General features: G+C 72.2%; 15 protein-coding genes. 9 read left to right on the plus strand and 6 right to left on the minus strand.

Going from position 1 to position 21,072, the window contains the following annotated elements; all coding sequences use genetic code 11:
• Positions 1–15: 15 nt before the first annotated feature.
• The 3 genes from BLW78_RS11065 to BLW78_RS11075 all read left to right on the plus strand — a co-directional run bounded on the left by BLW78_RS11065 (position 16) and on the right by BLW78_RS11075 (position 4,073).
• Positions 16–1,989 (plus strand): AI-2E family transporter, encoded by a 1,974-nt coding sequence (locus BLW78_RS11065; RefSeq protein WP_091679767.1) that lies wholly within the window; start codon positions 16–18, stop codon positions 1,987–1,989.
• Positions 1,990–2,121: 132 nt separating this feature from the next.
• The gene (locus BLW78_RS11070) at positions 2,122–3,741 is read left to right on the plus strand and encodes a hybrid sensor histidine kinase/response regulator (RefSeq protein WP_091679437.1); all 1,620 of its coding nucleotides are present in this window, start codon (positions 2,122–2,124) and stop codon (positions 3,739–3,741) included.
• 17 nt (positions 3,742–3,758) lie between these two features.
• Complete coding sequence (locus BLW78_RS11075; RefSeq protein WP_012320505.1) at positions 3,759–4,073, plus strand: hypothetical protein; 315 nt, start codon at positions 3,759–3,761, stop codon at positions 4,071–4,073.
• Positions 4,074–4,124: 51 nt separating this feature from the next.
• Here BLW78_RS11075 and BLW78_RS11080 read toward each other — a convergent pair whose 3' ends face one another.
• Positions 4,125–5,015: a ketopantoate reductase family protein gene (locus BLW78_RS11080; protein ID WP_091679440.1), complete on the minus strand. Its 891-nt coding sequence runs from the start codon at positions 5,013–5,015 to the stop codon at positions 4,125–4,127.
• A gap of 20 nt (positions 5,016–5,035) precedes the next feature.
• Positions 5,036–8,119: a D-2-hydroxyglutarate dehydrogenase YdiJ gene (locus BLW78_RS11085; protein WP_091679443.1), complete on the minus strand. Its 3,084-nt coding sequence runs from the start codon at positions 8,117–8,119 to the stop codon at positions 5,036–5,038.
• Between the two features lie 124 nt (positions 8,120–8,243).
• On the opposite strand from BLW78_RS11085, the gene BLW78_RS11090 reads away from it, so the two are divergent.
• From BLW78_RS11090 to rpmG, 6 genes are all read left to right on the plus strand, one after another.
• Positions 8,244–8,582 (plus strand): hypothetical protein, encoded by a 339-nt coding sequence (locus tag BLW78_RS11090; protein WP_091679446.1) that lies wholly within the window; start codon positions 8,244–8,246, stop codon positions 8,580–8,582.
• 137 nt (positions 8,583–8,719) lie between these two features.
• A complete protein-coding gene (gene rnr, locus BLW78_RS11095) occupies positions 8,720–11,041 on the plus strand; it encodes a ribonuclease R (protein ID WP_091679449.1) in 2,322 nt (773 codons plus the stop codon).
• Positions 11,042–11,064: 23 nt separating this feature from the next.
• On the plus strand, positions 11,065–11,529 hold the full coding sequence (locus BLW78_RS11100) for a DUF983 domain-containing protein (protein WP_091679452.1): 465 nt from the start codon (positions 11,065–11,067) through the stop codon (positions 11,527–11,529).
• Positions 11,486–12,229 (plus strand): NUDIX hydrolase, encoded by a 744-nt coding sequence (locus BLW78_RS11105; protein WP_091679455.1) that lies wholly within the window; start codon positions 11,486–11,488, stop codon positions 12,227–12,229. Before BLW78_RS11100 ends, BLW78_RS11105 begins: the two co-directional genes overlap by 44 nt.
• Positions 12,230–12,279: 50 nt before the next feature.
• Positions 12,280–13,410, plus strand: coding sequence for an MFS transporter (locus BLW78_RS11110; RefSeq protein ID WP_170855140.1), 1,131 nt, complete (start codon positions 12,280–12,282; stop codon positions 13,408–13,410).
• A gap of 106 nt (positions 13,411–13,516) precedes the next feature.
• Positions 13,517–13,684, plus strand: coding sequence for a 50S ribosomal protein L33 (gene rpmG / locus BLW78_RS11115; protein WP_020092568.1), 168 nt, complete (start codon positions 13,517–13,519; stop codon positions 13,682–13,684).
• 390 nt (positions 13,685–14,074) lie between these two features.
• On the opposite strand, the gene BLW78_RS11120 is transcribed toward rpmG, so the two are convergent.
• The 4 genes from BLW78_RS11120 to acnA form a co-directional block, all read right to left on the minus strand.
• Complete coding sequence (locus BLW78_RS11120; RefSeq protein WP_020092569.1) at positions 14,075–14,992, minus strand: LysR family transcriptional regulator; 918 nt, start codon at positions 14,990–14,992, stop codon at positions 14,075–14,077.
• Positions 14,993–15,068: 76 nt separating this feature from the next.
• Positions 15,069–16,730, minus strand: coding sequence for an OFA family MFS transporter (locus BLW78_RS11125; RefSeq protein WP_091679457.1), 1,662 nt, complete (start codon positions 16,728–16,730; stop codon positions 15,069–15,071).
• Positions 16,731–16,947: 217 nt separating this feature from the next.
• Complete coding sequence (locus tag BLW78_RS11130; RefSeq protein ID WP_091679460.1) at positions 16,948–17,634, minus strand: metal ABC transporter permease; 687 nt, start codon at positions 17,632–17,634, stop codon at positions 16,948–16,950.
• 311 nt (positions 17,635–17,945) lie between these two features.
• Complete coding sequence (acnA, locus tag BLW78_RS11135; protein ID WP_091679463.1) at positions 17,946–20,645, minus strand: aconitate hydratase AcnA; 2,700 nt, start codon at positions 20,643–20,645, stop codon at positions 17,946–17,948.
• Between the last annotated feature and the right edge of the window lie 427 nt (positions 20,646–21,072).

The raw sequence follows: 21,072 nt of genomic DNA on the forward strand, positions 1-21,072 counted from the left end.
GAGTGGAGCGTGTCCGTGAGCGAGGATCCCGTCACTGCCCAGCGCCTGCGGCAGGGCCTGCCGATCTTCGTGGCGCTGGCGTCGCTCCTCCTCGTGGTCGCCACGATGGCGGCGCTCTACCTCGGGCGCGAGATCCTCGTGCCGGTGACGCTGGCGATCCTCCTGAGCTTCGTCCTCGTGCCGGCGGTGCGCATGCTGCGGCGGCTGCGCGTGCCCCGCGCGCCCGCGGTCCTGCTGGTCGTGGTGATCGTCTTCGGCGCCCTGTTCGGCATCGGCAGCCTGATCGCCAGCGAGGCGTCCCAGCTCGCCTCCGACCTGCCGCGCTACACGCAGGTGATGCGCACGAAGATCAAGGATCTGCGCGGGGCGACGGCCGGGACCGGCACGCTCTCGCGGATCGTCGACATGGTGCAGGATCTCAGCGCCACCCTGCAGCCGCCGCCGGCCGCGGAGGTCCGCGGCGAGCCGGGATCGCGCACGCACCCGCTCACGGTCGAGCTCACCCCCGCCCGCGCCAGCGTCGTCGACACGCTCCAGACCTTCGCCGGCCCGATCCTGCACCCGCTGGCCACGACCGGTCTGATCCTGATCTTCACGATCTTCATCCTGCTCCAGCGCGAGGACCTGCGGAACCGGGCGATCCGGCTCGCCGGCGGCTCGGGCGACCTGCGGCGCACGACGGCGGCGATCGACGACGCCACGAGCCGGCTGAGCCGGTTCTTCCTGGCCCAGCTCGCCCTCAACATCGCCTTCGGGCTGGTGATCGGCATCGGCCTCTGGCTGATCGGCGTGCCGAGCCCGACCCTGTTCGGCGTCCTCGCCGCGATCCTGCGGTTCGTGCCCTATATCGGCGCGGCGATCAGCGCCCTGCTGCCGCTGATCCTCGCGGCCGCCGTCGATCCCGGCTGGAGCATGGTGATCGCCACCGCGGCCCTGTTCCTCGTGGTCGAGCCGATCTGCGGCCACGTGATCGAGCCGCTGCTCTACGGGCACTCCACCGGCCTCTCGCCGGTCGCCGTCATCCTGGCCGCGACGATCTGGACGTTCCTGTGGGGCCCGATCGGCCTCGTGCTGGCCACGCCCCTCACCGTCTGCCTCGTGGTGCTCGGCCGGCACGTGGAGCGGCTCTGGTACCTCGACGTGCTGCTCGGCGATCAGCCCGCCCTGTCGCCGCCCGAGATCTTCTACCAGCGCATGCTGGCCGGCGACCCGGTCGAGGCGATCGACCAGGGCTGGCAGTTCCTGAAGGAGCGCGCCCTCGTCACCTACTACGACGAGGTCGCCCTCGCGGGCCTCCTGCTGGCGCAGGAGGACCTGTCCCGCGGCACACTGGATCGGGAACGGCAGGCGGAGGTCGGTGCCGCGATCGGGACGGTGGTGGACCGCCTCGGCACGGCGCCGGTCGGGCGCCGCGCCCGGCGGGGATCCGGCCGCGGCCCCGACACCGAGACCGCGGCGGCGCTCGCCGCCGTCGGGCCCGACCGGCAGGTGGCCGGCATCGTCCTCGAGCGCGAGAATCTCGCGCCCAACTGGCGCGGCGAGACGCCGGTCCTGTGCGTGTCGAGCCGCGGCCCGTTCGACGAGGCGGCGACGCTGATGCTGAGCCAGATCCTCGCGCGCCACGGGCTGGCCTCGCAGATCCTGTCCATGGCGGCGATCCGCGCCGGCGAGCGGCCGCAGAACCCGGACGGCCTCGCGCTGATCTGCTTCTCCTACCTGGAGCCGGTCAGCCTGTCGCAGATCCGGTTCACCGTCCGGCAGGCCCGGGCCGCGGTGCCGGGTGTCCGCATCCTGGTCGGCTTCTGGCGCGAGCGCGATCCGGCGACCCTGGAGCGCCTGCGCCGGGCGACCTCGGCGGACTTCCTGGTGACGTCGCTGAACGAGGCGCTGTCGGCGGTGCTGGGCGCCTGCCGCGAGGCCGCGCCGCCCCGGCTCGTCCAGGCCCCCGTGGGCGCGCCCTCCGAGGCCGCGCGGCCGGCCGCGGCATGAGCCCTTCGCGCGACACCGCCGCTGGGGATACAAGGTCGACTTCGGCCGTCCGACCGCTAGTCTCGCGCACGCCTCGCGTGATCGACCGGGCGCAGAGGTCTTTCCCGGCCAGGAAGGTGACGACCGCCTCGCATGTCTGAGACGCCAGAAACACCGCCCTCCGGGCCGAGTCCCCCTATCCGGGACGGCGCCACGAGCGACATCACCGATCGCAAGAGCGACATCTTCTTCGCGGCCGTCGAGACGACGCGGATGCCGATGATCGTCACCGATCCGCGCCAGCCCGACAACCCGATCATCTTCGCCAACCGGGCGTTCCTGGCGATGACCGGCTACACGCCGGAAGAGCTGATCGGGCGCAACTGCCGCTTCCTCCAGGGTCCCGACACCGACCGCGAGAGCGTCGCGCAGGTCCGCGCGGCGATCGCCGAGAAGCGCGAGTTCGCCACCGAGATCCTGAACTACCGCAAGAACGGCTCGACCTTCTGGAACGCCCTGTTCGTCTCGCCGGTCTACAATGCCGACGGCGAGCTCGTGTACTACTTCGGCTCGCAGCTCGACGTCTCGCGCCGCCGCGACGCCGAGGAGGCGCTGGGCCAGGCCCAGAAGATGGAGGCGCTCGGCCAGCTCACCGGCGGCATCGCGCACGATTTCAACAACCTGCTGCAGGTGATCGTCGGCTACGTCGACATCCTGGCGGCCGGCCTGGAGAAGCCCGACGCCGACCGCGCGCGGCTCGGCCGCGCCACCGAGAACATCCGGCAGGCGGCCGAGCGCGCCACGACGCTGACGCAGCAATTGCTGGCCTTCGCCCGCAAGCAGCGGCTGGACGGCCGCGCGGTCAATCTCAACACCCTGATCGAGGGGATGGGCGAGATGGTCGCCCGCTCGGTGGGCGAGGCCGTGAAGGTCGAACTCGACCTCGCGCCCGATCTCTGGAACTGCCGCGTCGACCCGACCCAGGCCGAGGTCGCGATCCTGAACGTGCTGATCAACGCCCGCGACGCGATGCCGGAGGGCGGCACCGTCCGGATCTCCACCGAGAACAGCGAGATCGCCGCGCGCGGCCGGGAGATCGGGCCGCTGCGCGACGGCCGCTACGTCAGCATCGCCATCAAGGACAGCGGCACCGGCATCCCGCCCGCCGTGCTCGCCCGGGTGATGGACCCGTTCTTCACCACCAAGGAGGAGGGCAAGGGGACGGGTCTCGGCCTGTCGATGGTCTACGGCTTCGCCAAGCAGTCGGGCGGCGCCGCGCAGATCGAGTCGGCGGTGGGGTCCGGCACGACGGTGCGCCTGTCGTTCCCCGCGACCGACGGCGACGTCAACGCCCCCGCGAAGGTCTCGCTGCGGGCCGTCGACCGCCAGGGCACCGAGACGATCCTGATCGTCGACGACCGCGAGGACGTGGCCGAGCTCGCTCGCACCATCCTGCGGGACTTCGGCTACACGACGCTGGTGGCGAGCAACGCCCGCGAGGCGCTGGAGATCCTGGACTCGAGCGGGAAGGTCGATCTGCTCTTCACCGACCTGATCATGCCGGGAGGCATGAACGGTGTGCTCCTGGCCCGCGAGGCCCGGCGCCGCCAGCCCAAGCTCAAGGTGCTGCTCGCCACGGGCTACGCGGAGGCGAGCCTGGAGCGAACCGATATCGGCGGCTCGGAGTTTGATCTCCTGAACAAGCCCTACCGGCGCACGGAGCTGGTCCGCCGCGTGCGCGCGATCCTCGACGGTCCGACCGGGGTGGGCTGAGCTTCGGGAGACGGCCCATGTCCCAGGGCGACAAGTCGAAATACACCGACAAGCAGAAGCGCAAGGCCGAGCACATCGCCGAGTCGTACGAGTCCCGCGGCGTGCCGGAGAAGGAGGCGGAGGCCCGGGCCTGGGCCACCGTCAACAAGGACGACGGCGGCGGCAAGAAGCCGGGCGGTTCGGGCCGCGGTAAGGCCACCGGCCACCCGGCCGCCCACAAGGGCGGCGCGTCCGGCGGCAAGGCCTCGGCCGGACGGACGGCCGCGGAGCGCTCCGCCTCCGCCCGGAAGGCCGCCGCGACCCGCAAGGCCAACGCCGCCGCGCGGGCCTGACCGCCCGTCGCGAGCCGGGCCTCCGGCCTCCGTGCCGGTGCGGGGTCGATCTCAGTCCCGCCGCTCGGCGAGCTTGACCAGCGCGTGCAGCAGCCGGTTCGCCGGCGTCGGGATCCCGTGCGCCGCGCCCCGGCGCACGATGGTGCCGTTGAGGTGGTCGATCTCGCTCGGCCGGCCGCGGGCCAGGTCCTGGGCGGTGGACGAGCGCTGTCCGGCCATGGCGGCGCTGAGCGCCATCACGTCGTCGAGGATGCCGGGCGACACGGACACGCCCTCGGCCTCCGCGACGTGCGCGCATTCCTGGACGACGTCCGCGATGACCGCGACCACGCCCTCGCCCTCCACCAGGCGGCCGTAGGGCAGCTGCGTCAGGGCCGACAGGGCGTTGTAGGCGCAGTTGATGATCAGCTTCGCCCAGAGCGCGTCGACGGCCTTCTCCGAGACGGTGGTCGGGATGCCGGCCGCCGCGAACGCGGCGGCGACGCGCCCGCTCGTCTCGGACGCGCCGAGGATCAGGTCGCCGCGCCCGTTGTGCCGGACGTGGCCGGGGCCGGCCATCGCGGTGGCGACGTAGACCGCCACCGGCACCACCGGCCGGCCCAGCACGGCGGCGAGCCGCTCGGCGTTGTCGACGCCGTTCTGGAGGCTGAGGACCGTGACGGCCGGATCGAGGTGGGGGGCGATCATCGCGCCCGCCGCCTCGGTGTCGCCCGACTTAACGCAGACCAGCACGAGGTCGGCGCCCGACACGCCCGCCCCCGTATCGGTCGCCCGGACGGGCACGGAGGCCGTCCCGGCCGCGCTCTCCAGTACGAGACCGTCCTTCTCGACCGCCTCGACCAGGGCGGGACGGCCGATCAGCGTCACCGCGTGGCCGGCCCGCGCCAGGAGGAACCCGTAGTAGCAGCCGACCGCGCCGGCCCCCACGACGGCGACGGCCATGGCGGGGCTCACGGCGGGGCTCACGGCGCCACCGCCGCGGCGCGCTCGGGATGGAAGGGCGCCGCGCCCGCCTCAGCCGCGCGGACATGCTCCAGCAGCGCCTGGGCCGGGTGCCGCAGCCGCACGCCGTCGACCAGCTTGGCCTGGGAGCGGCAGGAATAGCCGTCCGCCAGCAGGGTGCAGCCGGGCGCCTCGGCGACGTGGCGGGCCCAGCTCAGGCCGTAGATCGCCTCGGAGGTGGCGCGGTGGCGCGCCTCGTGTCCGTAGGTCCCCGCCATGCCGCAGCAGCCGGCGGCCGGCACCTCGAGCCGCAGGCCGAGATGGGCGAACACGGCCTGCCAGTCCCGCAGCGCGCCCGGCGCGTTGGTGCGCTCGGTGCAGTGGGGCAGCAGCCGCATCGTGCGCCCGCCCTGCCCCGGCGCGATCCGGTCGAGCCGGGCGGCGAGCCATTCCTGCAGGAGGTGGACCTTCGGGAGATCGCCGCCCAGCGCCTGCGCGTACTCGGACCGGTAGGTCAGCGTCATCGACGGGTCGATCCCGACCAGGGGCACGCCGTGCCCGGCGAGGTCGCGCAGCATCGCGGCGTTCGAGCGGGCGACGGCGGCGAACCGCGCCAGGAAGCCGTGCACGTGCAGCGGCTTGCCGTTCGGCCGGTAGGGCACCAGCCAGGGCCGGAAGCCGAGGGCGGCGAGGAGGTCGCAGCTGTCGGCCACAACTTCCGCGTCGAAGTGGCTGGTGAAGGCGTCCTGCACCACCAGCACGGACCGCGCGCGCTCCCGCGGGTCCAGCCGGGCCAGGGCGTCCGGGGTCGCGACGGCGACGCCGCGTTCCGCCAGCCGCGCCGTGAGGTCGACGGGCGACAGGGCCGGGATCGCCACCAGCCCGGCCCGGGCCAGGATCAGCCGGGCCAGCGGGTTGGCGAGGACCGCGTTGCTCAGGCGCGGCGCCCGCGCCGCCAGCGGCAGCAGCGGCTCCAGCGCCGCCACGAGATGGTCCTTCAGCGGCCGCGCGTAGCGCGTGTGATAGAGCGCCAGGAACTTCGCCCGGAAGGTCGGCACGTCGACCTTGATCGGGCAGGACCCCGTGCAGGACTTGCAGGCGAGGCAGCCGTCCATCGCCTCCTTGACGGCGTGGGAGAAGTCGTCGGCCTCGGACCGGCCGCGGAGGCGGCTCCGCAGGGTCGCCGTCACGTCGGAGAGCCATCCGGCGCGCTGCCGCGCCAGCTCGGCGGCCGGGTCGATCCCGGCCTCCGCCGCGCGGCGCAGCCACTCGCGCATCAGCGAGGCGCGGCCCTTGGGGGAGTGGCGCCGCTCCCGCGTCGCCTTCCAGGACGGGCACATGGCCTCGTCCGCGTCGAAGCTGAAGCAGGCGCCGTTGCCGTTGCAGTGGAGCGCTTCGTCGAAATCCTCCCGGACCGGCGCTGGGATGGCGCGGTCCCGCTCACCCCGGCGCGGCACGCCGTCGATCCGGGTCAGGGCCGCACCCCTGGCCGAGGCGATCTTGCCCGGGTTCATCCGGTCGTCCGGGTCGAAGGCGCGCTTGACCGCCTCCAGCGCCGGCATCAGCGGCCCGAACGTCTCCGGCACGAATTCCGACCGGAAGCCCTTGCCGTGCTCGCCCCAGAGCAGGCCGCCGTACTTGGCGGTGAGCGCGACCACCCCCTCCGTGACCTCGCGGATCAGGCCGTTCTGCGCCGGGTCCTTGAGGTCGATGGCCGGCCGCACGTGCAGCACGCCGGCATCGACGTGGCCGAACATGCCATAGCGCAGCCCCTTGCCGTCGAGGAGCGCGCGGAACTCCGCGATGTAGTCGGCGAGCCGCTCCGGCGGGACCGCCGTGTCCTCGACGAACGGGATCGGGCGCGCGTCGCCCTTGGCAGCGCCGAGCAGGCCCACCGCCTTCTTCCGCATGGTCCAGAGCCGCTCGATCGCGTCGCCCCGGGCGATGGTGAAGCCGAGGCGCCTCGTGTCGGTGCCGCGCTCCGCCTCCAGCGTCCCGGTGAGCCGCGCGAGGGCCGCCTCCACGGTCGCGGCGTCGTCGCCGACGAACTCCACGAGGTTGATGCCGTCCACCGGCCGCCCGGCCGGATCGTCGGGGAAGAAGGCCCGCACCTCGGCCCAGATCGGGTCCTTGCGGGCCAGCGCCAGGACCGTGGAGTCGATCGTCTCAACGGAGGCGGCGCCGAACGGCAGCAGCGCCTGCGCGTCGCGCAGCGCCGCGTCGAAGTCGATGTACGAGAGCGCGACCAGCACGGCGGCCTTGGGGATCGGCAGCACGTTCAGCCGCGCCTCGGCGATCAGCGCCAGCGTGCCCTCGGAGCCGCAGATCACGCTCTTGAGGTCGAATCGGCCGCCCGCGTCGCGCAGATGCGCGAGGTCGTAGCCGGTGAGGCAGCGGTTGAGCTTGGGGAAGCGCTCGGCGATGAGCGCGGCGTTCTCGGTGACGACGGCGTCGACGGCGCGGTGGATGGCGCCGACGCGGTCGTCGCGGCCCTTGGCGGCGTCGAGCCCGGCCGGGTCCAAGGGCTCGGCGGTCCAGACCGTGCCGTCGGTGAGCACGCAGGTCAGCGCGAGAACGTGGTCCCGGGTCTTGCCGTAGAGGCACGAGCCCTGACCGCAGGCATCGGTCGAGATCATCCCGCCGATCGTGGCGCGGTTCGAGGTGGAGAGCTCCGGCGCGAAGAACAGGCCGTGCTTGGCGAGCTCCCGGTTGAGCTGGTCCTTCACCACCCCCGGCTCGACCCGGACGACGCGGTTCGCGACGTCGATCTCCAGGATGCGGTTCATGTGCCGCGAGGTGTCGACCACGAGGCCGTGGCCCAGCGACTGCCCGTTGGTGCCGGTTGCCCCGCCCCGGGGCCGGATCACGATCTCGGCGAAGCGCGGATCCGCGAGGAGCTTCGCGACGCGCACGAGGTCGTCGCGGGTGCGCGGAAAGGCCACGGCCCCCGGCGCCACCTGGTAGATCGAGTTGTCGGTGGAGAAGACCGTGCGGTCGGCGTCCGAGAGTGTCAGGTCGCCCTCGAAGCCGCGCAGGCGCAGCTCGGCGCAGGCCGCGGCGTAGAGCGGCACGGCCTCGGTATGGCGGGTCAGGACCGGGATCATCCGCGCCTTCTACACCCGGCGGATCGCGGGAGACCATCGGCGACGGGACGGGGCGCGCTGGCATCCGGCTTGCCACGCACTCGCGACCTCCTGCGACCTCCCGCAATCTCCGGAACGGATGCCCATGAACGCGAGCCTCGAACGGGTCAGGGATGCCCTGGCCGAGCTGATCAAGGCCGCCCTCCTCTCGGACGACGACCTGAGCGACGCCTGCCGCGCGGCCGGCCGCGCCAAGCTCGCCGCCCTCGCGGGCGATCCGCCCGAGCCCGAGAGCCTGCGGATGGACGGCGCCTGGACGCTCGCCGTCCAGGCGGCGGAGAGCCCGGAACTCGCGCCGCTGGAGGGACGGGTGAACCTGACCCTGCCGCGCGCCTGCCCCTTCACCCTGGACGAGCTCCTCGCACCCGGCCTCGACGTGGATCAGGCTGTGGCCCGCATCCGCAAGGGCGCCTCGACCGGCTGATCGCGCCTGTTGAGGAGTGCCGGCACGGCGTTGCCGCGCGCGGGCCGGACACCCATGTTAGCGTCACAGGACCGACGCCTCGGTCCCGCGCCCGCACGCGGGTCCCGTCTATCGCAGAACTCTCCGGCACCCCCCTTTTGGCACGACGCACCACCGCCCCGGCGGCCGAGCCCGCCGCTCCGCAGCCCTTCCCCACCCGTGAGCAGATCCTCGCCTTCGTGGCCGAGTCGAAGGAGCGCGTCGGCAAGCGGGAGATCGCCAAGGCCTTCGGCATCAAGGGGGCCGCCAAGATCGACCTGAAGCGCGTCCTCAAGGAGATCGAGGAGGACGGCGCCCTCGACCGCGGCCGCGGCGGCCTCGCCCCGGCGGGCCATCTGCCGCCGGTCGTGCTGGCCGACATCCGCTCCCGCGACCGCCACGGCGATTTCCTCGCGGTCCCGGTGGAGTGGACCGGCACCGGCAAGCCGCCCGCCATCGTGCTGACGCAGCCCCGCGGCCCCCGGAAGGGCAACCGTCCGGCCCCGGGCATCGGCGACCGCGCCCTGATCCGGGTCGAGCGCGACGCGGAGGGCGGCTACACCGGCCGGGTCGTCAAGGTCATCGGGAAGAACAAGGCCGAGATCATCGGTGTCTACCGGGCCGGCGCGCAGGGCGGCCGGATCGTGCCCGTCGAGAAGCGCGCGCAGGGCCGCGAGATCCTGATCCCGCCCGGCGAGGAGGGGCAGGCCCGCGACGGCGACCTCGTCAGCGTCTCGCTGGAGCGCGAGACGCGGTTCGGCCTGCCGAAGGGGCGTGTGCGGGAGCGGCTCGGCTCGCTCGGTTCCGAGAAGGCGGTGAGCCTGATCGCCCTGCACCTCCACAACATCCCGCACGTCTTCGCCGACGCGACCCTGGCGGAGGCCGATTCCGTCAAGCCCGCCACCCTGAAGGGCCGCGAGGACTGGCGCGACCGGCCGCTCGTGACCATCGACCCGCCGGACGCCAAGGACCACGACGACGCCGTCATGGCCGAGGCCGATCCCGACCCGGCCAACCCCGGCGGCTTCATCCTCACCGTCGCCATCGCGGACGTGGCCGCCTATGTCCGGCCGGGCTCCAGCCTCGACCGGGAGGCGCTGGAGCGGGGCAACTCGGTCTACTTCCCCGACCGGGTCGTGCCGATGCTGCCCGAGCGGATCTCGAACGACCTCTGCTCGCTCCGCGAGGGCGAGAACCGGCCGGCGCTGGCGGTGCGGATGGTCATCGCCGCCGACGGCGAGAAGCGCCGCCACGGCTTCCACCGGGTGATGATGCGCTCCCGCGCCAAGCTCGCCTACGCGCAGGCGCAGGCCGCCATCGACGGGCGGCCGGACGACGCGACCGGGCCGCTGCTGGAGACGGCGCTCCGTCCCCTCTGGGCCGCCTACGCGGCCCTGCGGGCGGCCCGCGACCGCCGGGGGCCGCTGGCCCTCGACCTGCCCGAGCGCAAGGTTCTCCTGAGCCCCGAGGGCGCGGTCGACCGGGTGATCGTGCCGGAGCGCCTCGACGCCCACCGGCTGATCGAGGAGTTCATGATCCAGGCGAACGTCGCCGCCGCGGAGACGCTGGAGCAGGCGCGCCAGCCCCTGATCTACCGCGTCCACGACGAGCCCGCCCTGGAGAAGATGCGGGCGCTCGGCGAGGTCCTGGCCTCGGTGGGCATCAAGCTGCCCAAGGAGGGGGCGCTGCGCCCCGCCCTGTTCAACCGGATCCTCGCCACGGCGGCCGAGACGGAGCACGGGGTCTTCCTCAACGAGGTGATCCTGCGCAGCCAAGCCCAGGCCGTCTACGCGCCCGAGAATCTCGGGCATTTCGGCCTGAACCTGCGCCGCTACGCGCATTTCACCTCGCCGATCCGGCGCTACGCCGACCTGATCGTGCACCGCGCGCTGATCACCGCCTGCCGGCTCGGCTCGGACGGGCTCGCGAGCGACATCTCCCTCGGCGAGCTGGCGCAGATCGGCGAGCAGATCTCGGCGGCCGAGCGCCGCGCCATGGCGGCGGAGCGCGAGACGATCGACCGGCTCATCGCCCACCACCTCGCCGACCAGGTCGGCGCGACCTTCGCGGGCCAGATCGCCGGCGTCACCCGAGCCGGCCTGTTCATCAAGCTCGACGAGACCGGCGCGGACGGCTTCGTGCCGGTCTCGCAGCTCGGCGCCGATTATTTCCGCCACGAGGAGGGCCGCCACGCCCTGGTGGGCGAGCGCACCGGGGAGACGTTCCGCCTCGGGGACCGGGTCGAGGTACGGCTCGTGGAGGCCGCGCCGGTGGCCGGGGCGCTGCGCTTCGAGCTGCTCAGCGAGGGCCGGACCCGCTCCGGCTCTCGGTCCGCCGGGCCGGGGAAGAAGTCCGGCGGGCGGCCCTTCAAGGCCGCGCCGCCCGGCCGCCCCGCCGGCATCCGCAACACCGGGTCGCGCCACCGCGGCTCGCGCCGCTGACCCGGGCGGTGTAGAGCCAGGGCATGGCCGCCGACGCGATTCCCGAGCGCACCCGCCTGATCCCCGCGATGGCCCGCGGCTTCGTCGGCCGCTGCCCGCATTGCGGCCAGGGCCGGATCTTCGGCCGCTTCCTCAAGGTGCGGGCGGAATGCGACGTCTGCGGCCTGGAGTTGCACCACCACCGGGCCGACGACCTGCCGCCCTACGTGGTGATCTTCATCGTCGCCCACATCGTCGGCTACCTGATCCTGGAGACCGAGAGCGCCTACGACGTGCCGCTCTGGGTCGAGATGGGCGTGTGGCCGGTCTTCACCCTCGTCTTCGCGCTGGCCCTGCTCCAGCCCGTGAAGGGCGCCGTCGTCGGGCTGCAATACGCCCTTGGCATGCACGGCTTCGCCACGCTACCGCGGAGCCGCCCCGCCCCGGGGCTTGAGGAGACGCGCCTTGCCGGAGCCGCAGCGGGAGCCCCCGATCGTCACAGCTCCTGAGCGGAAGCCAGCCGCGGCGCGCCTGCGGCCGCGCGACGCCGCGACCATGATCGTGATCGACCGGCGCGGACGGGGCGGCCCGAAGGTCCTGATGGGCCGGCGCAACCCGAACCTCGCCTTCATGCCGGGCAAGTTCGTCTTCCCGGGCGGCCGGATCGAACTCGGCGACCGCCACATGCCGGTGGCCGGGGCGCTTCCGGACTACGCCGAGGCGGCGCTGACCCGGCAGGTGTCCCGGCCCCCGCACCATCTCGGCCGGGCGCTGGCGCTCGCCGCGATCCGCGAGACCTACGAGGAGACCGGCCTGCTCCTCGGCACGACCGAGCACGGTGCGCCCGAGGACGTGCCGGCGGGCTGGGAGGGGTTCGCCCGGCACGGCGTCCTGCCCGACCTCGAGGCGCTGCACCTCGTCGCCCGCGCGATCACCCCGCCGAAGCGCGTGCGCCGCTTCGACACGCGCTTCTTCACGGTCGACCGCCGGATGGTGGCGGCCGAGGAGCCGGGGCGGGTTCAGGCCGACGCCGAGTTCACCGAACTCGCCTGGGTCCAGCTCGACGCGGCCCGCAAGCTCGACCTCCCCTTCATCACCCGCGCGATCCTCGACGAGCTGGAGGCGCAGATCGCCGCCGATTTCGCGCCCTACCGGATGATCCCCTTCCACTACGAGCGCTACGGGCGGCGCGAACGGGTGGCCTTGTGAGCGGTCCGGACGGATTGCAGGACGGGCGGCGGGGGATAAGTTCGGAGGACGTGGCGGCGATCTCGGCGGCCGTGACCTGCGTCACCGTCGTCGGCATCGGGCTCAGCCTGTCGATCCCGCTCCTCTCGATCGAGATGGAGCGGCGCGGCGCGTCGAGCACGCTGATCGGGCTCAACACCGCGGTGGCGGGCATCGCCAGCATCTGCACGGTGCCGTTCGTGCCGCGCCTCGCCGCGCGGGTCGGCGTCGCCCCCCTGCTCGGACTGGCGCTCCTCGTCGGGGCGATCAGCCTGGCGCTGTTCCCGATGCTGCCGGGCATCGCCCTGTGGTTCCCCCTGCGCTTCGTGTTCTCGGCGACGCTCGGGGCGCTCTTCGTCCTCTCCGAGTACTGGATCAACGCCGCCGCCCCGCCGGAGCGGCGCGGCCTGGTGATGGGCATCTACGCCACCGTGCTGGCGGCGGGCTTCGCGGTCGGACCGCTGCTGCTGGCCCTGGTCGGGACCGAGGGGCTGGCGCCCTACGCGACGGGGGCCGCCCTCATGCTGGCCGGCGGCCTGCCCATCGCGCTGGCCCGCGGGCTGTCGCCGACGATCGAGACGGGCTCCGGCCGCGGCATCCTCGACTACGTCCGGCTCGCCCCCGGCGCCCTGGCGGCGGCCCTGGCCTACGGGGCGGTGGAGACCGGCATCTTCGCCATCCTGCCGCTCTACGGCCTGCGCCTCGGCTACGACGCGCAAGGGGCGGCCGGCCTCGTCAGCCTGATCGCGCTGGGCAACGTGCTGTTCCAGATCCCGTTCGGCTGGCTCGCCGACCGCCTCGACCGGGGCGCGGTGCTCCTCGGCGCGGGCCTCGCGGGGGCGGCGGGCTCGGCCCTGATCCCCCTCGCGGCCGGCCATCCGGCGGCGTTCGGCGCGCTGCTCCTCGTCTGGGGCGGCATCGCCGGGACCCTCTACACGGTCGGCCTCGCGATGCTGGGCGACCGCACGCCGCCGAACGATCTCGCGGGCGCCAACGCGGCCTTCGTGGTGCTCTACAATGTCGGGTTGATGCTGGGGCCGCCGGTGATCGGCGGCGGGCTCGACCTCGTGCCGCCGAACGGGTTCGCGCTGGCGCTGCTCGCCCTGTTCCTGGCCTTCGCCGGCTGGCTCGCCGCGACGGAGCGCCGGCGCGTCCGCTCTTGACCTGCCGGGCCCGATCGGGCATTCACCCGCCCGTATTCGGCCGGGCCCTCCCGGCCATTTGCGTTTCGCTCACGCGGAATGCCGCACCCTGCAGGAGCGCCGCGCCATGGCCAAGGCCGTCACCGTCAAGATCAAGCTCGTCTCCACCGCCGACACGGGCTATTTCTACGTCACCAAGAAGAACTCCCGCACGCAGACCGAGAAGCTGACGATGCGCAAGTACGACCCGGTCGCGCGCAAGCACGTCGACTTCAAGGAAACCAAGATCAAGTAAGGCCGCGGGCCGCTTCGCGGCCTGACCGCCCACGGGAAGCCGCTCCGGAGACGGGGCGGCTTTTTCCTTGCCCGGCGCGTTCCCGTGCCCGGCGTCGCCGGGATCTCCCGAACCGCGACCTGGCCGGCCGACAGCCCGGCGCCAGCACGACTCGTTAACCGTCGCTCGTCCCGGACGCTGCCCGACCCGCCGGCCGATCACCGGCCCGCGTTCTCGGCCAGCTCGGCGGTTGGAGGGCGGGTTCGATGCAGCGGATCCTGCTGGCGATTCTCATCACCGCGGCGATCCTCGCGCTCTGGCGCGTCCTGACGCTGCCGGTGTACGCGCTCCGGGCGACCCGCGGCTTGCTCGCGGAACGCCGCGTTCCGGCCCGCGCCCGGAGCCGATCGCTCAGGAAGGGCCCGGCGCGGCCAGATCCGGATCGAGCGTCCGTGCCAGGGACCGCGCGATAGCCACGAGCGCCGTCACCATCGGCGTGGACGGCTCGCGCCGCGGGGCGACGAGGCCGATCGTGTGCTCCAGGTCGGGTGCGGTGATCGGGATCGTGCGCACGCCCTCCATGGGGCCCAGGGCGTCGACCAGGATCTCCGGCATGATCGAGGCCCAGCGCAGGGTGCGCACGTGGGTCAGAAGCACGATCATCGAGTTCGACTCGAGGGTCGCGGCGGGATCCGCACCCGCCTCGCGGATCTGCTGGTCGATGATCCGCCGGTTCTGCATGTTCGGCGTGAGCAGGCAGAGGGGCAGGCGGCTGGTCTCGGCCCAGGTGACGCTGGTGCGACCCTCGAAGGGCCCGCCGATCGCCGTCACGAGGCGGTAGCGCTCCCGGTAGAGCGGGACGGAGATCACCCGCCCGAGGGGCTCGTTGTCGAGGTAGGTCAGGCCCGCATCCGCCTCCAGGTTCTCGATCAGCGAGAAGATGTCGGCGGAGGTGGCCGATTCGACCGTCAGCCGCACGTCCGGGTGCCGCTCGCGGTAGGGCGTCGTGAGGTTCACGATCATCGGCAGCGCCGTCGGGATCGCGGCGATGCGGAGATGGCCGGTCAGGCCCCGGCGCAGGCCCGTGACCTCCTCGTGCATGGCCCGCGCGTCGGCCACGATGCGCCGCGCCCATTCGAGGACCCGCTCGCCCTCGGGGGTGAAGCCCTGGAAGCGGGAGCCGCGCAGCACGAGCTGCACGCCGAACCGGTTCTCCAGCTGCTTCACGCCGGCCGAGAGAGTCTGCTGAGTCACGCCGCAGGCTTCGGCGGCGTGCCCGAAATGCTGCTCGCGGGCGAGCGCGAGCAGGAAGTCCAGCTTGTCGATCACGACGAAGGCATCCCGGCACGGCGAGGCGCCGGAAACCTAGCGGCCCGCCGGGCCCGCCACAACCGAGCGTGCCCGCTCAGCGGAACAGGATGAACGCCTTCGACAGGGTGATGCCGATGCCCCAGACGATCGGGATGCCGACCACCGCCCAGGCCAGCGCGGCCCCCGCGCTGAAGCCGCCACGGCCGATCCCGAAGGAGCCGGACGGCCCCGAGGCCGTGTCGCCCGCGCGGACGTCCAGGGAGGCCCGCTCGGAATCGGACATGAACCAGCGTTGCGCCAGGGGCCGGACGAGCAGGTTGCAGAGGAAGCCGACCGCCAGGAAGCTCGCCAGCACGTACATGGTCCGGCCGTAGAGATCGGCCCCCTGCACGCCCGCGGCGACCTGCGCCTCGCGGATCTTGGTGATGACGAAGGGCCCGACGATGCCGGCCATCGACCAGGCGGTGAGCAGGCGCCCGTGGATGGCGCCCACGAACTGCGTGCCGAACACGTCGGCGAGATAGGCCGGCACGGTCGCGAAGCCGCCGCCGTACATGGACAGGATCACGCAGAAGATCGCGACGAACAGCGCCTGCGAGCCGATGCCGGCGGCCCAGGGCGCGGCCGCGTACAGGAGGCCGCCCAGGGCGAAGAAGATCGCGTAGGTGACCTTCCGCCCGATGCGGTCCGACATCGAGGCCCAGAAGAAGCGGCCCAGGATGTTGAAGAGTGAGAGCAGGCCGACGAAGCCGGCCGCGATGGCCGCGACCTGCGCCTTCTGGCCGGCGTCGAGGGCCGAGAAGCCGGTGCCGGGCAGGCCGATCAGCTCGCCGCCGAAGATCTCCTGGAGCATCGGCGAGGCCAGCGCGAGCACGCCGATGCCGGCCGACACGTTGAGGAACAGGACGAGCCAGATCATCCAGAACTGGACGGTCTTGTGGGCGTCGCGCAGGTGGACGTGCCCCGAGGCGATCATTGCGTTCTTGGCGGCCGGGCTGGTCCAGCCGTCCGGGCGCCAGCCGGCCGGGGGCACCCGGTAGCCGAACGCGCCGCCCAGCATGAACAGGATGTACCCCACGCCCATCACCGCGAGGGTCTGCCAGACGCCGGCCGAATCGGCGGTCCGGAAGCTCTTGATCAGGCTGTCGGCCAGGGGCGAGCCGATCATCGCGCCGCCGCCGAAGCCCATGATCGCCATGCCGGTCGCCATGCCGCGCCGGTCCGGGAACCACTTGATCAGGGTCGAGACCGGCGAGATGTAGCCGAGCCCGAGGCCGATGCCGCCGATCAGGCCCATGCCGAGCCAGACCAGCCAGAGCTGGTGGATGTAGACGCCGAAGGCGCCGATCAGGAAGCCGCCGCCCCAGCAGAGGGCCGCCGCGATGCCGGCCTTGCGCGGTCCGGCCCGCTCCAGCCAGCCGCCGAACAGGGCGGCCGAGAGACCGAGCACGACGATGCCGATGGAGAAGACCGTGACGAGGTCGCTGACCCGCCAGTCGCAGGTGGTGGTGAACAGGGCCGTCATCACGCCCATGTCGGGGCAGGCGGCGGGCGCCGGCTTGCCCACGGAGAGCGCCCGGGTCAGCGGCAGCCAGAACACCGACAGGCCGTAGGCCATCCCGATGCAGAGATGGATCGCCAGCGCCGCCGGCGGCACCAGCCACCGGTTGAAGCCCGGCTTGGCGACGATCCGCTCGCGCGACAACAGACTCGGCGTTCCCTCAGGCGCGATCGCGCCTGCCACTCCAGCACCCATGATGGACTCCTCCGCCGCGGCCTCGTTGGCGGGCCTCGCGGCGGCGGACGATGCGCGATTTGTGTGCAGGGTGCCAGCGCGCGACACGCTGAGACGTCGATTTTAATCCAGTCCGGCGCCGACTGTATGCGGATTCCTCGTCAACGCGCCGTCCGGAGGCCGTATGGACCGCCGCTGCGGGCGCCGGTCTGTCCGGCGCCCGCAGCGGCTGCCGCCCTCACATGGGCGGCGTCAGGCCGTCCTTGCCGACCGCGATGAGCTTGCCGTCGGCCTTGGCGCCGTCCTTGGCGACCACGGCGAACACCTTCGACCCGGGGGTCAGGATCGCCTTGTCGGCGGGCTCGAAGGCCACGATCGGCGCCGAGGCCGGCACCACGATCTCCTTGGAGCCGTCCTTGCCGTAGCTCACCGTCAGCGTGCGCTCGCCGCCCGAGGCCGCCTTGTCGGCCTTCACGGTGCCGTTCGTCATCGCGCTGTTCACCTTCGGGGCGTTCGACGACTCGGCCTTCACCGTGCCGTTGGTCATCGCGCTCTTCACCTTGGCGCCGGCGCCCGCGGTGTGGTCGGTGATCGAATCCCAGCCGTAATGGCCCTCGCCCGTGCCGCGCATCGACTCGGGGAAGAGGACGACCTCAAGGGCGGTCATCGGGTTCTCGCCCTTGGTGGCGGTGCCGATGAAGACGCCGTCCTTGATCGCGTCGAGGCTCGACGGGACCACCCAGGCGAACTTGGCGCCGCTCACGTCGACGGTCTCGGTCTTGCCGTCGTCGGTCTTGATCGTGACCGTGCCGCCGTCGGCCTTGTCGACGGTCCCGCGGACGCGCTCGACCTGCGCGGCGAGGGCCGCACTCGACAGCAGGGCCGTCAGGCCGGCGGCGACGAGTGTCTTGCTGAGGTGCTTCATCGGGGTCCCATCCTGGCTTCAGGAGCCGGGTTATGGGGCGGCCCGCGCGCGAAACAAGGTTGCGCGCAAGCGAAACGACCTGCTCGGCGACAGAAGCGAGGTTGTCAGTCACCACCGTCTTTGCGAGCGGAGCGAAGCAATCCAGCCGGCGCAAGGACTTCCTCCGTCGCGCCGCCCTGGATCACTTCTCTGCGCTCGCGATGACGGCGTGGCGCGTCGGACGACGGCACCGACCGAAAACGAGTCAGGCGGCACCCGGTGGGCGCCGCCTGATTACCGCGCGGGCAGCGGGGACGCTGCCCTCCGGAGGCTCACGCCGCGAGCGAGCGCAGCACGTAGGGCAGGATGCCGCCGTTGCGGAAGTACTCGAGCTCGTCGAGCGTATCGATGCGGCAGGTCAGCGGGACCTGCTTCACCGAGCCGTCGGCGGACTTGATCTCCGCGGTGAGCGTCTGGCGGGGCTTCAGCTCGCCGGCGAGGCCCTTGATGGTGACGGTCTCGTCACCCTTCAGGCCCAGCGACTGCCAGCTCGTATCGCCCTGGAAGACCAGCGGCACCACGCCCATCCCGACGAGGTTCGAGCGGTGAATGCGCTCGAAGCTCTCGGCCACCACGGCGCGGACGCCGAGCAGCTTCGTGCCCTTCGCGGCCCAGTCGCGCGACGAGCCGGTGCCGTACTCCTTGCCGGCGAAGATCACGAGCGGCGTGCCCTGTTCGGCGTACTTCATCGCCGCGTCGTAGATGAACATCTTCTCGCCGGACGGCTGGAAATGCGTCCACCCGCCCTCGACCACGCCGCCGGAGGCGTCCTTCACCATCTGGTTCTTGATGCGGATATTGGCGAAGGTGCCCCGCATCATCACCTCGTGGTTGCCGCGCCGCGTGCCGTACTGGTTGAAGTCCTGCACGCGCACCTGGTGCGACTGCAGGTACTCGCCGGCCGGCGAGGCCGCGCGGATGTTGCCCGCCGGCGAGATGTGGTCGGTGGTGATCGAGTCGAGGAACAGGCCGAGGATGCGCGCACCCTCGATGTCCTCGACGGGCTTGGGGGTCTTCTCCATGCCGACGAAGTAGGGCGGGTTCTGCACGTAGGTGGAGCCTGGGTTCCACGCGAAGGTCTCGGCCTCGGTGACCTCGACGTCCTTCCAGTTCTGGTCGCCGCCGAACACGTCGGCGTAGCGGGACTTGAACAGCGCCGAGGTGATGTTCTCCTCGATGAACTGCTGCACCTCGGCCGAGGACGGCCAGATGTCCTTGAGGTAGACCGGCTTGCCGTCGGAGCCCTGGCCGAGCGGCTCCGTGGTGATGTCGATCTGCATCGAGCCGGCGAGCGCGTAGGCGACGACCAGCGGCGGCGAGGCGAGGTAGTTCGCCCGCACGTCGGGGTTCACGCGGCCCTCGAAGTTGCGGTTGCCCGAGAGCACCGCCGCGGCGACGACGTCGTTGTCGTTGATCGCCTTCGAGATCGCCTCCGGCAGCGGGCCGGAATTGCCGATGCAGGTCGTGCAGCCGAAGCCCACGAGGTTGAAGCCGAGCGCGTCGAGCGGCTCCTGCAGGCCGGACTTCTCCAGGTACTCGCCGACCACCTGCGAGCCGGGCGCGAGCGAGGTCTTCACCCACGGCTTGGAGCGCAGGCCCTTGGCGACGGCGTTGCGGGCGAGCAGGCCCGCGCCGATCATCACCGAGGGGTTCGACGTGTTGGTGCAGCTCGTGATCGCGGCGATCACTACGTCACCGTGCCCGATGTCGAAGTTGGTGCCCTCGACCGGGTAGCGGCGCGCGAGGTCGGCTGCCTTCTTGAACTCGGTCTCCATCGAGGCGGCGAAGCCGGGCTTGGCGCCGTCGAGCAGCACGCGGTCCTGCGGGCGCTTCGGGCCGGCGAGCGAGGGCCGGACCTCGCCCATGTCGAGCTGCAGCGTGTCGGTGAAGACCGGGTCGGGGGTCTGGGCGTCGCGCCACATGCCCTGCGCCTTGGCGTAGGCCTCGACCAGGGCGATCCGGTCGTCGGAGCGGCCGGTGACCTTCAGGAAGTCGATGGTCTTCTGGTCGACCGGGAAGAAGCCGCAGGTCGCGCCGTACTCGGGGGCCATGTTGGAGATCGTGGCCCGGTCGGCGACCGCCATGTCGTCGAGGCCGGGGCCGTAGAACTCCACGAACTTGCCGACCACGCCCTTCTTGCGCAGCATCTGGGTGACGGTGAGCACGAGGTCGGTGGCGGTGGTGCCCTCGGGCAGCTTGCCCGACAGCTTGAAGCCCACGACCTCGGGGATCAGCATCGAGAGCGGCTGGCCGAGCATGGCCGCCTCGGCCTCGATGCCGCCGACGCCCCAGCCCAGCACGGCCATCCCGTTGACCATGGTGGTGTGCGAATCGGTGCCGACGAGCGAGTCGGGATAGGCGACGTCGGCGCCGTTCTCCGACTTCGTCCAGACGGTCTGGGCAAGGTATTCCAGGTTCACCTGGTGGCAGATGCCGGTGCCCGGGGCGACCACCGAGAAGTTGTCGAAGGCCGACTGGCCCCACTTCAGGAAGGTGTAGCGCTCGCCGTTGCGCTCGTATTCGAGGGCAACGTTGTCGGCCAGCGCCTTCGGGGTGCCGAACTCGTCGACGATCACCGAGTGGTCGATGACGAGGTCCACCGGCACCAGCGGGTTGATCTTCTGCGGGTCGCCGCCGAGCGCCACCATGGCGTCGCGCATGGCCGCCAGGTCGACCACCGCCGGGACGCCGGTGAAGTCCTGCATCAGCACGCGGGAGGGGCGGAACGCGATCTCGACCTCGGCCTTGCCCTTCTGGTCGAGCCAGGCGACGGCGGCCTCGATGTCGGCCTTCTTGACCGAGCGGTCGTCCTCGTAGCGGAGCAGGTTCTCCAGGATCACCTTCATGGAGAAGGGCAGCGCGGCCGCCGAGGCGAGGCCGTTCTTCTCGGCCGCGGGAATGGAATAGTAGGTGTAGGTCTTGCCGCCGACTTCGAGCGTCTGGCGGGCCTTGAAGCTGTCGAGTGAGGGCACGGCTGGTTCTATCCTCGCTGCGGGTTGTCGAACACGCGCAGGCAAGACCTGCGCTACGAGATCCGTGTTCGGCCTGTGTAGCGCCCGACGGGCGCGCGCCGCCCCGGGAGTGCCCGGGCAGGACGATGCGCGGGGGCGATTTGGACGCCCGTGATGCCGCGCGGCGCAGCCGCGGAGGGATATAGAACTTTTCGAATCTGGCCGCTACCGGGTCGTCATGACAGGTGCGTTTTCCTGTCGGGGACCGTGGCGGCGACTGGGCGCGCGCCGCGGAGGCCTGGGCGACTCGCGCATCTCCAGCGGGCATCGACGGTGGCGGCCGAGCGCGACAGGCCCCCTCTCACGAGCGGGAGCGGAGAGCCGCACGGGTGTTGCCGGTGCTGCTGCGTACGTCCGCGAGCCCGCAGAATGGCGGGTGTCGCGTGGC

Origin of the sequence: Methylobacterium sp. 275MFSha3.1 (assembly GCF_900108435.1) — a bacterium.
Lineage (GTDB): Bacteria > Pseudomonadota > Alphaproteobacteria > Rhizobiales > Beijerinckiaceae > Methylobacterium.

Bases quoted from the DNA above. Each gene is read 5' to 3' on its own strand.
- BLW78_RS11130 (WP_091679460.1), bottom strand. From the start codon at position 17,634: ATGAAGCACCTCAGCAAGACACTCGTCGCCGCCGGCCTGACGGCCCTG.
- BLW78_RS11080 (WP_091679440.1), bottom strand. From the start codon at position 5,015: ATGGCCGTCGCCGTCGTGGGGGCCGGCGCGGTCGGCTGCTACTACGGG.
- BLW78_RS11100 (WP_091679452.1), top strand. From the start codon at position 11,065: ATGGCCGCCGACGCGATTCCCGAGCGCACCCGCCTGATCCCCGCGATG.
- BLW78_RS11075 (WP_012320505.1), top strand. From the start codon at position 3,759: ATGTCCCAGGGCGACAAGTCGAAATACACCGACAAGCAGAAGCGCAAG.
- BLW78_RS11125 (WP_091679457.1), bottom strand. From the start codon at position 16,730: ATGGGTGCTGGAGTGGCAGGCGCGATCGCGCCTGAGGGAACGCCGAGT.
- rpmG (WP_020092568.1), top strand. From the start codon at position 13,517: ATGGCCAAGGCCGTCACCGTCAAGATCAAGCTCGTCTCCACCGCCGAC.
- BLW78_RS11085 (WP_091679443.1), bottom strand. From the start codon at position 8,119: ATGATCCCGGTCCTGACCCGCCATACCGAGGCCGTGCCGCTCTACGCC.
- BLW78_RS11090 (WP_091679446.1), top strand. From the start codon at position 8,244: ATGAACGCGAGCCTCGAACGGGTCAGGGATGCCCTGGCCGAGCTGATC.
- BLW78_RS11070 (WP_091679437.1), top strand. From the start codon at position 2,122: ATGTCTGAGACGCCAGAAACACCGCCCTCCGGGCCGAGTCCCCCTATC.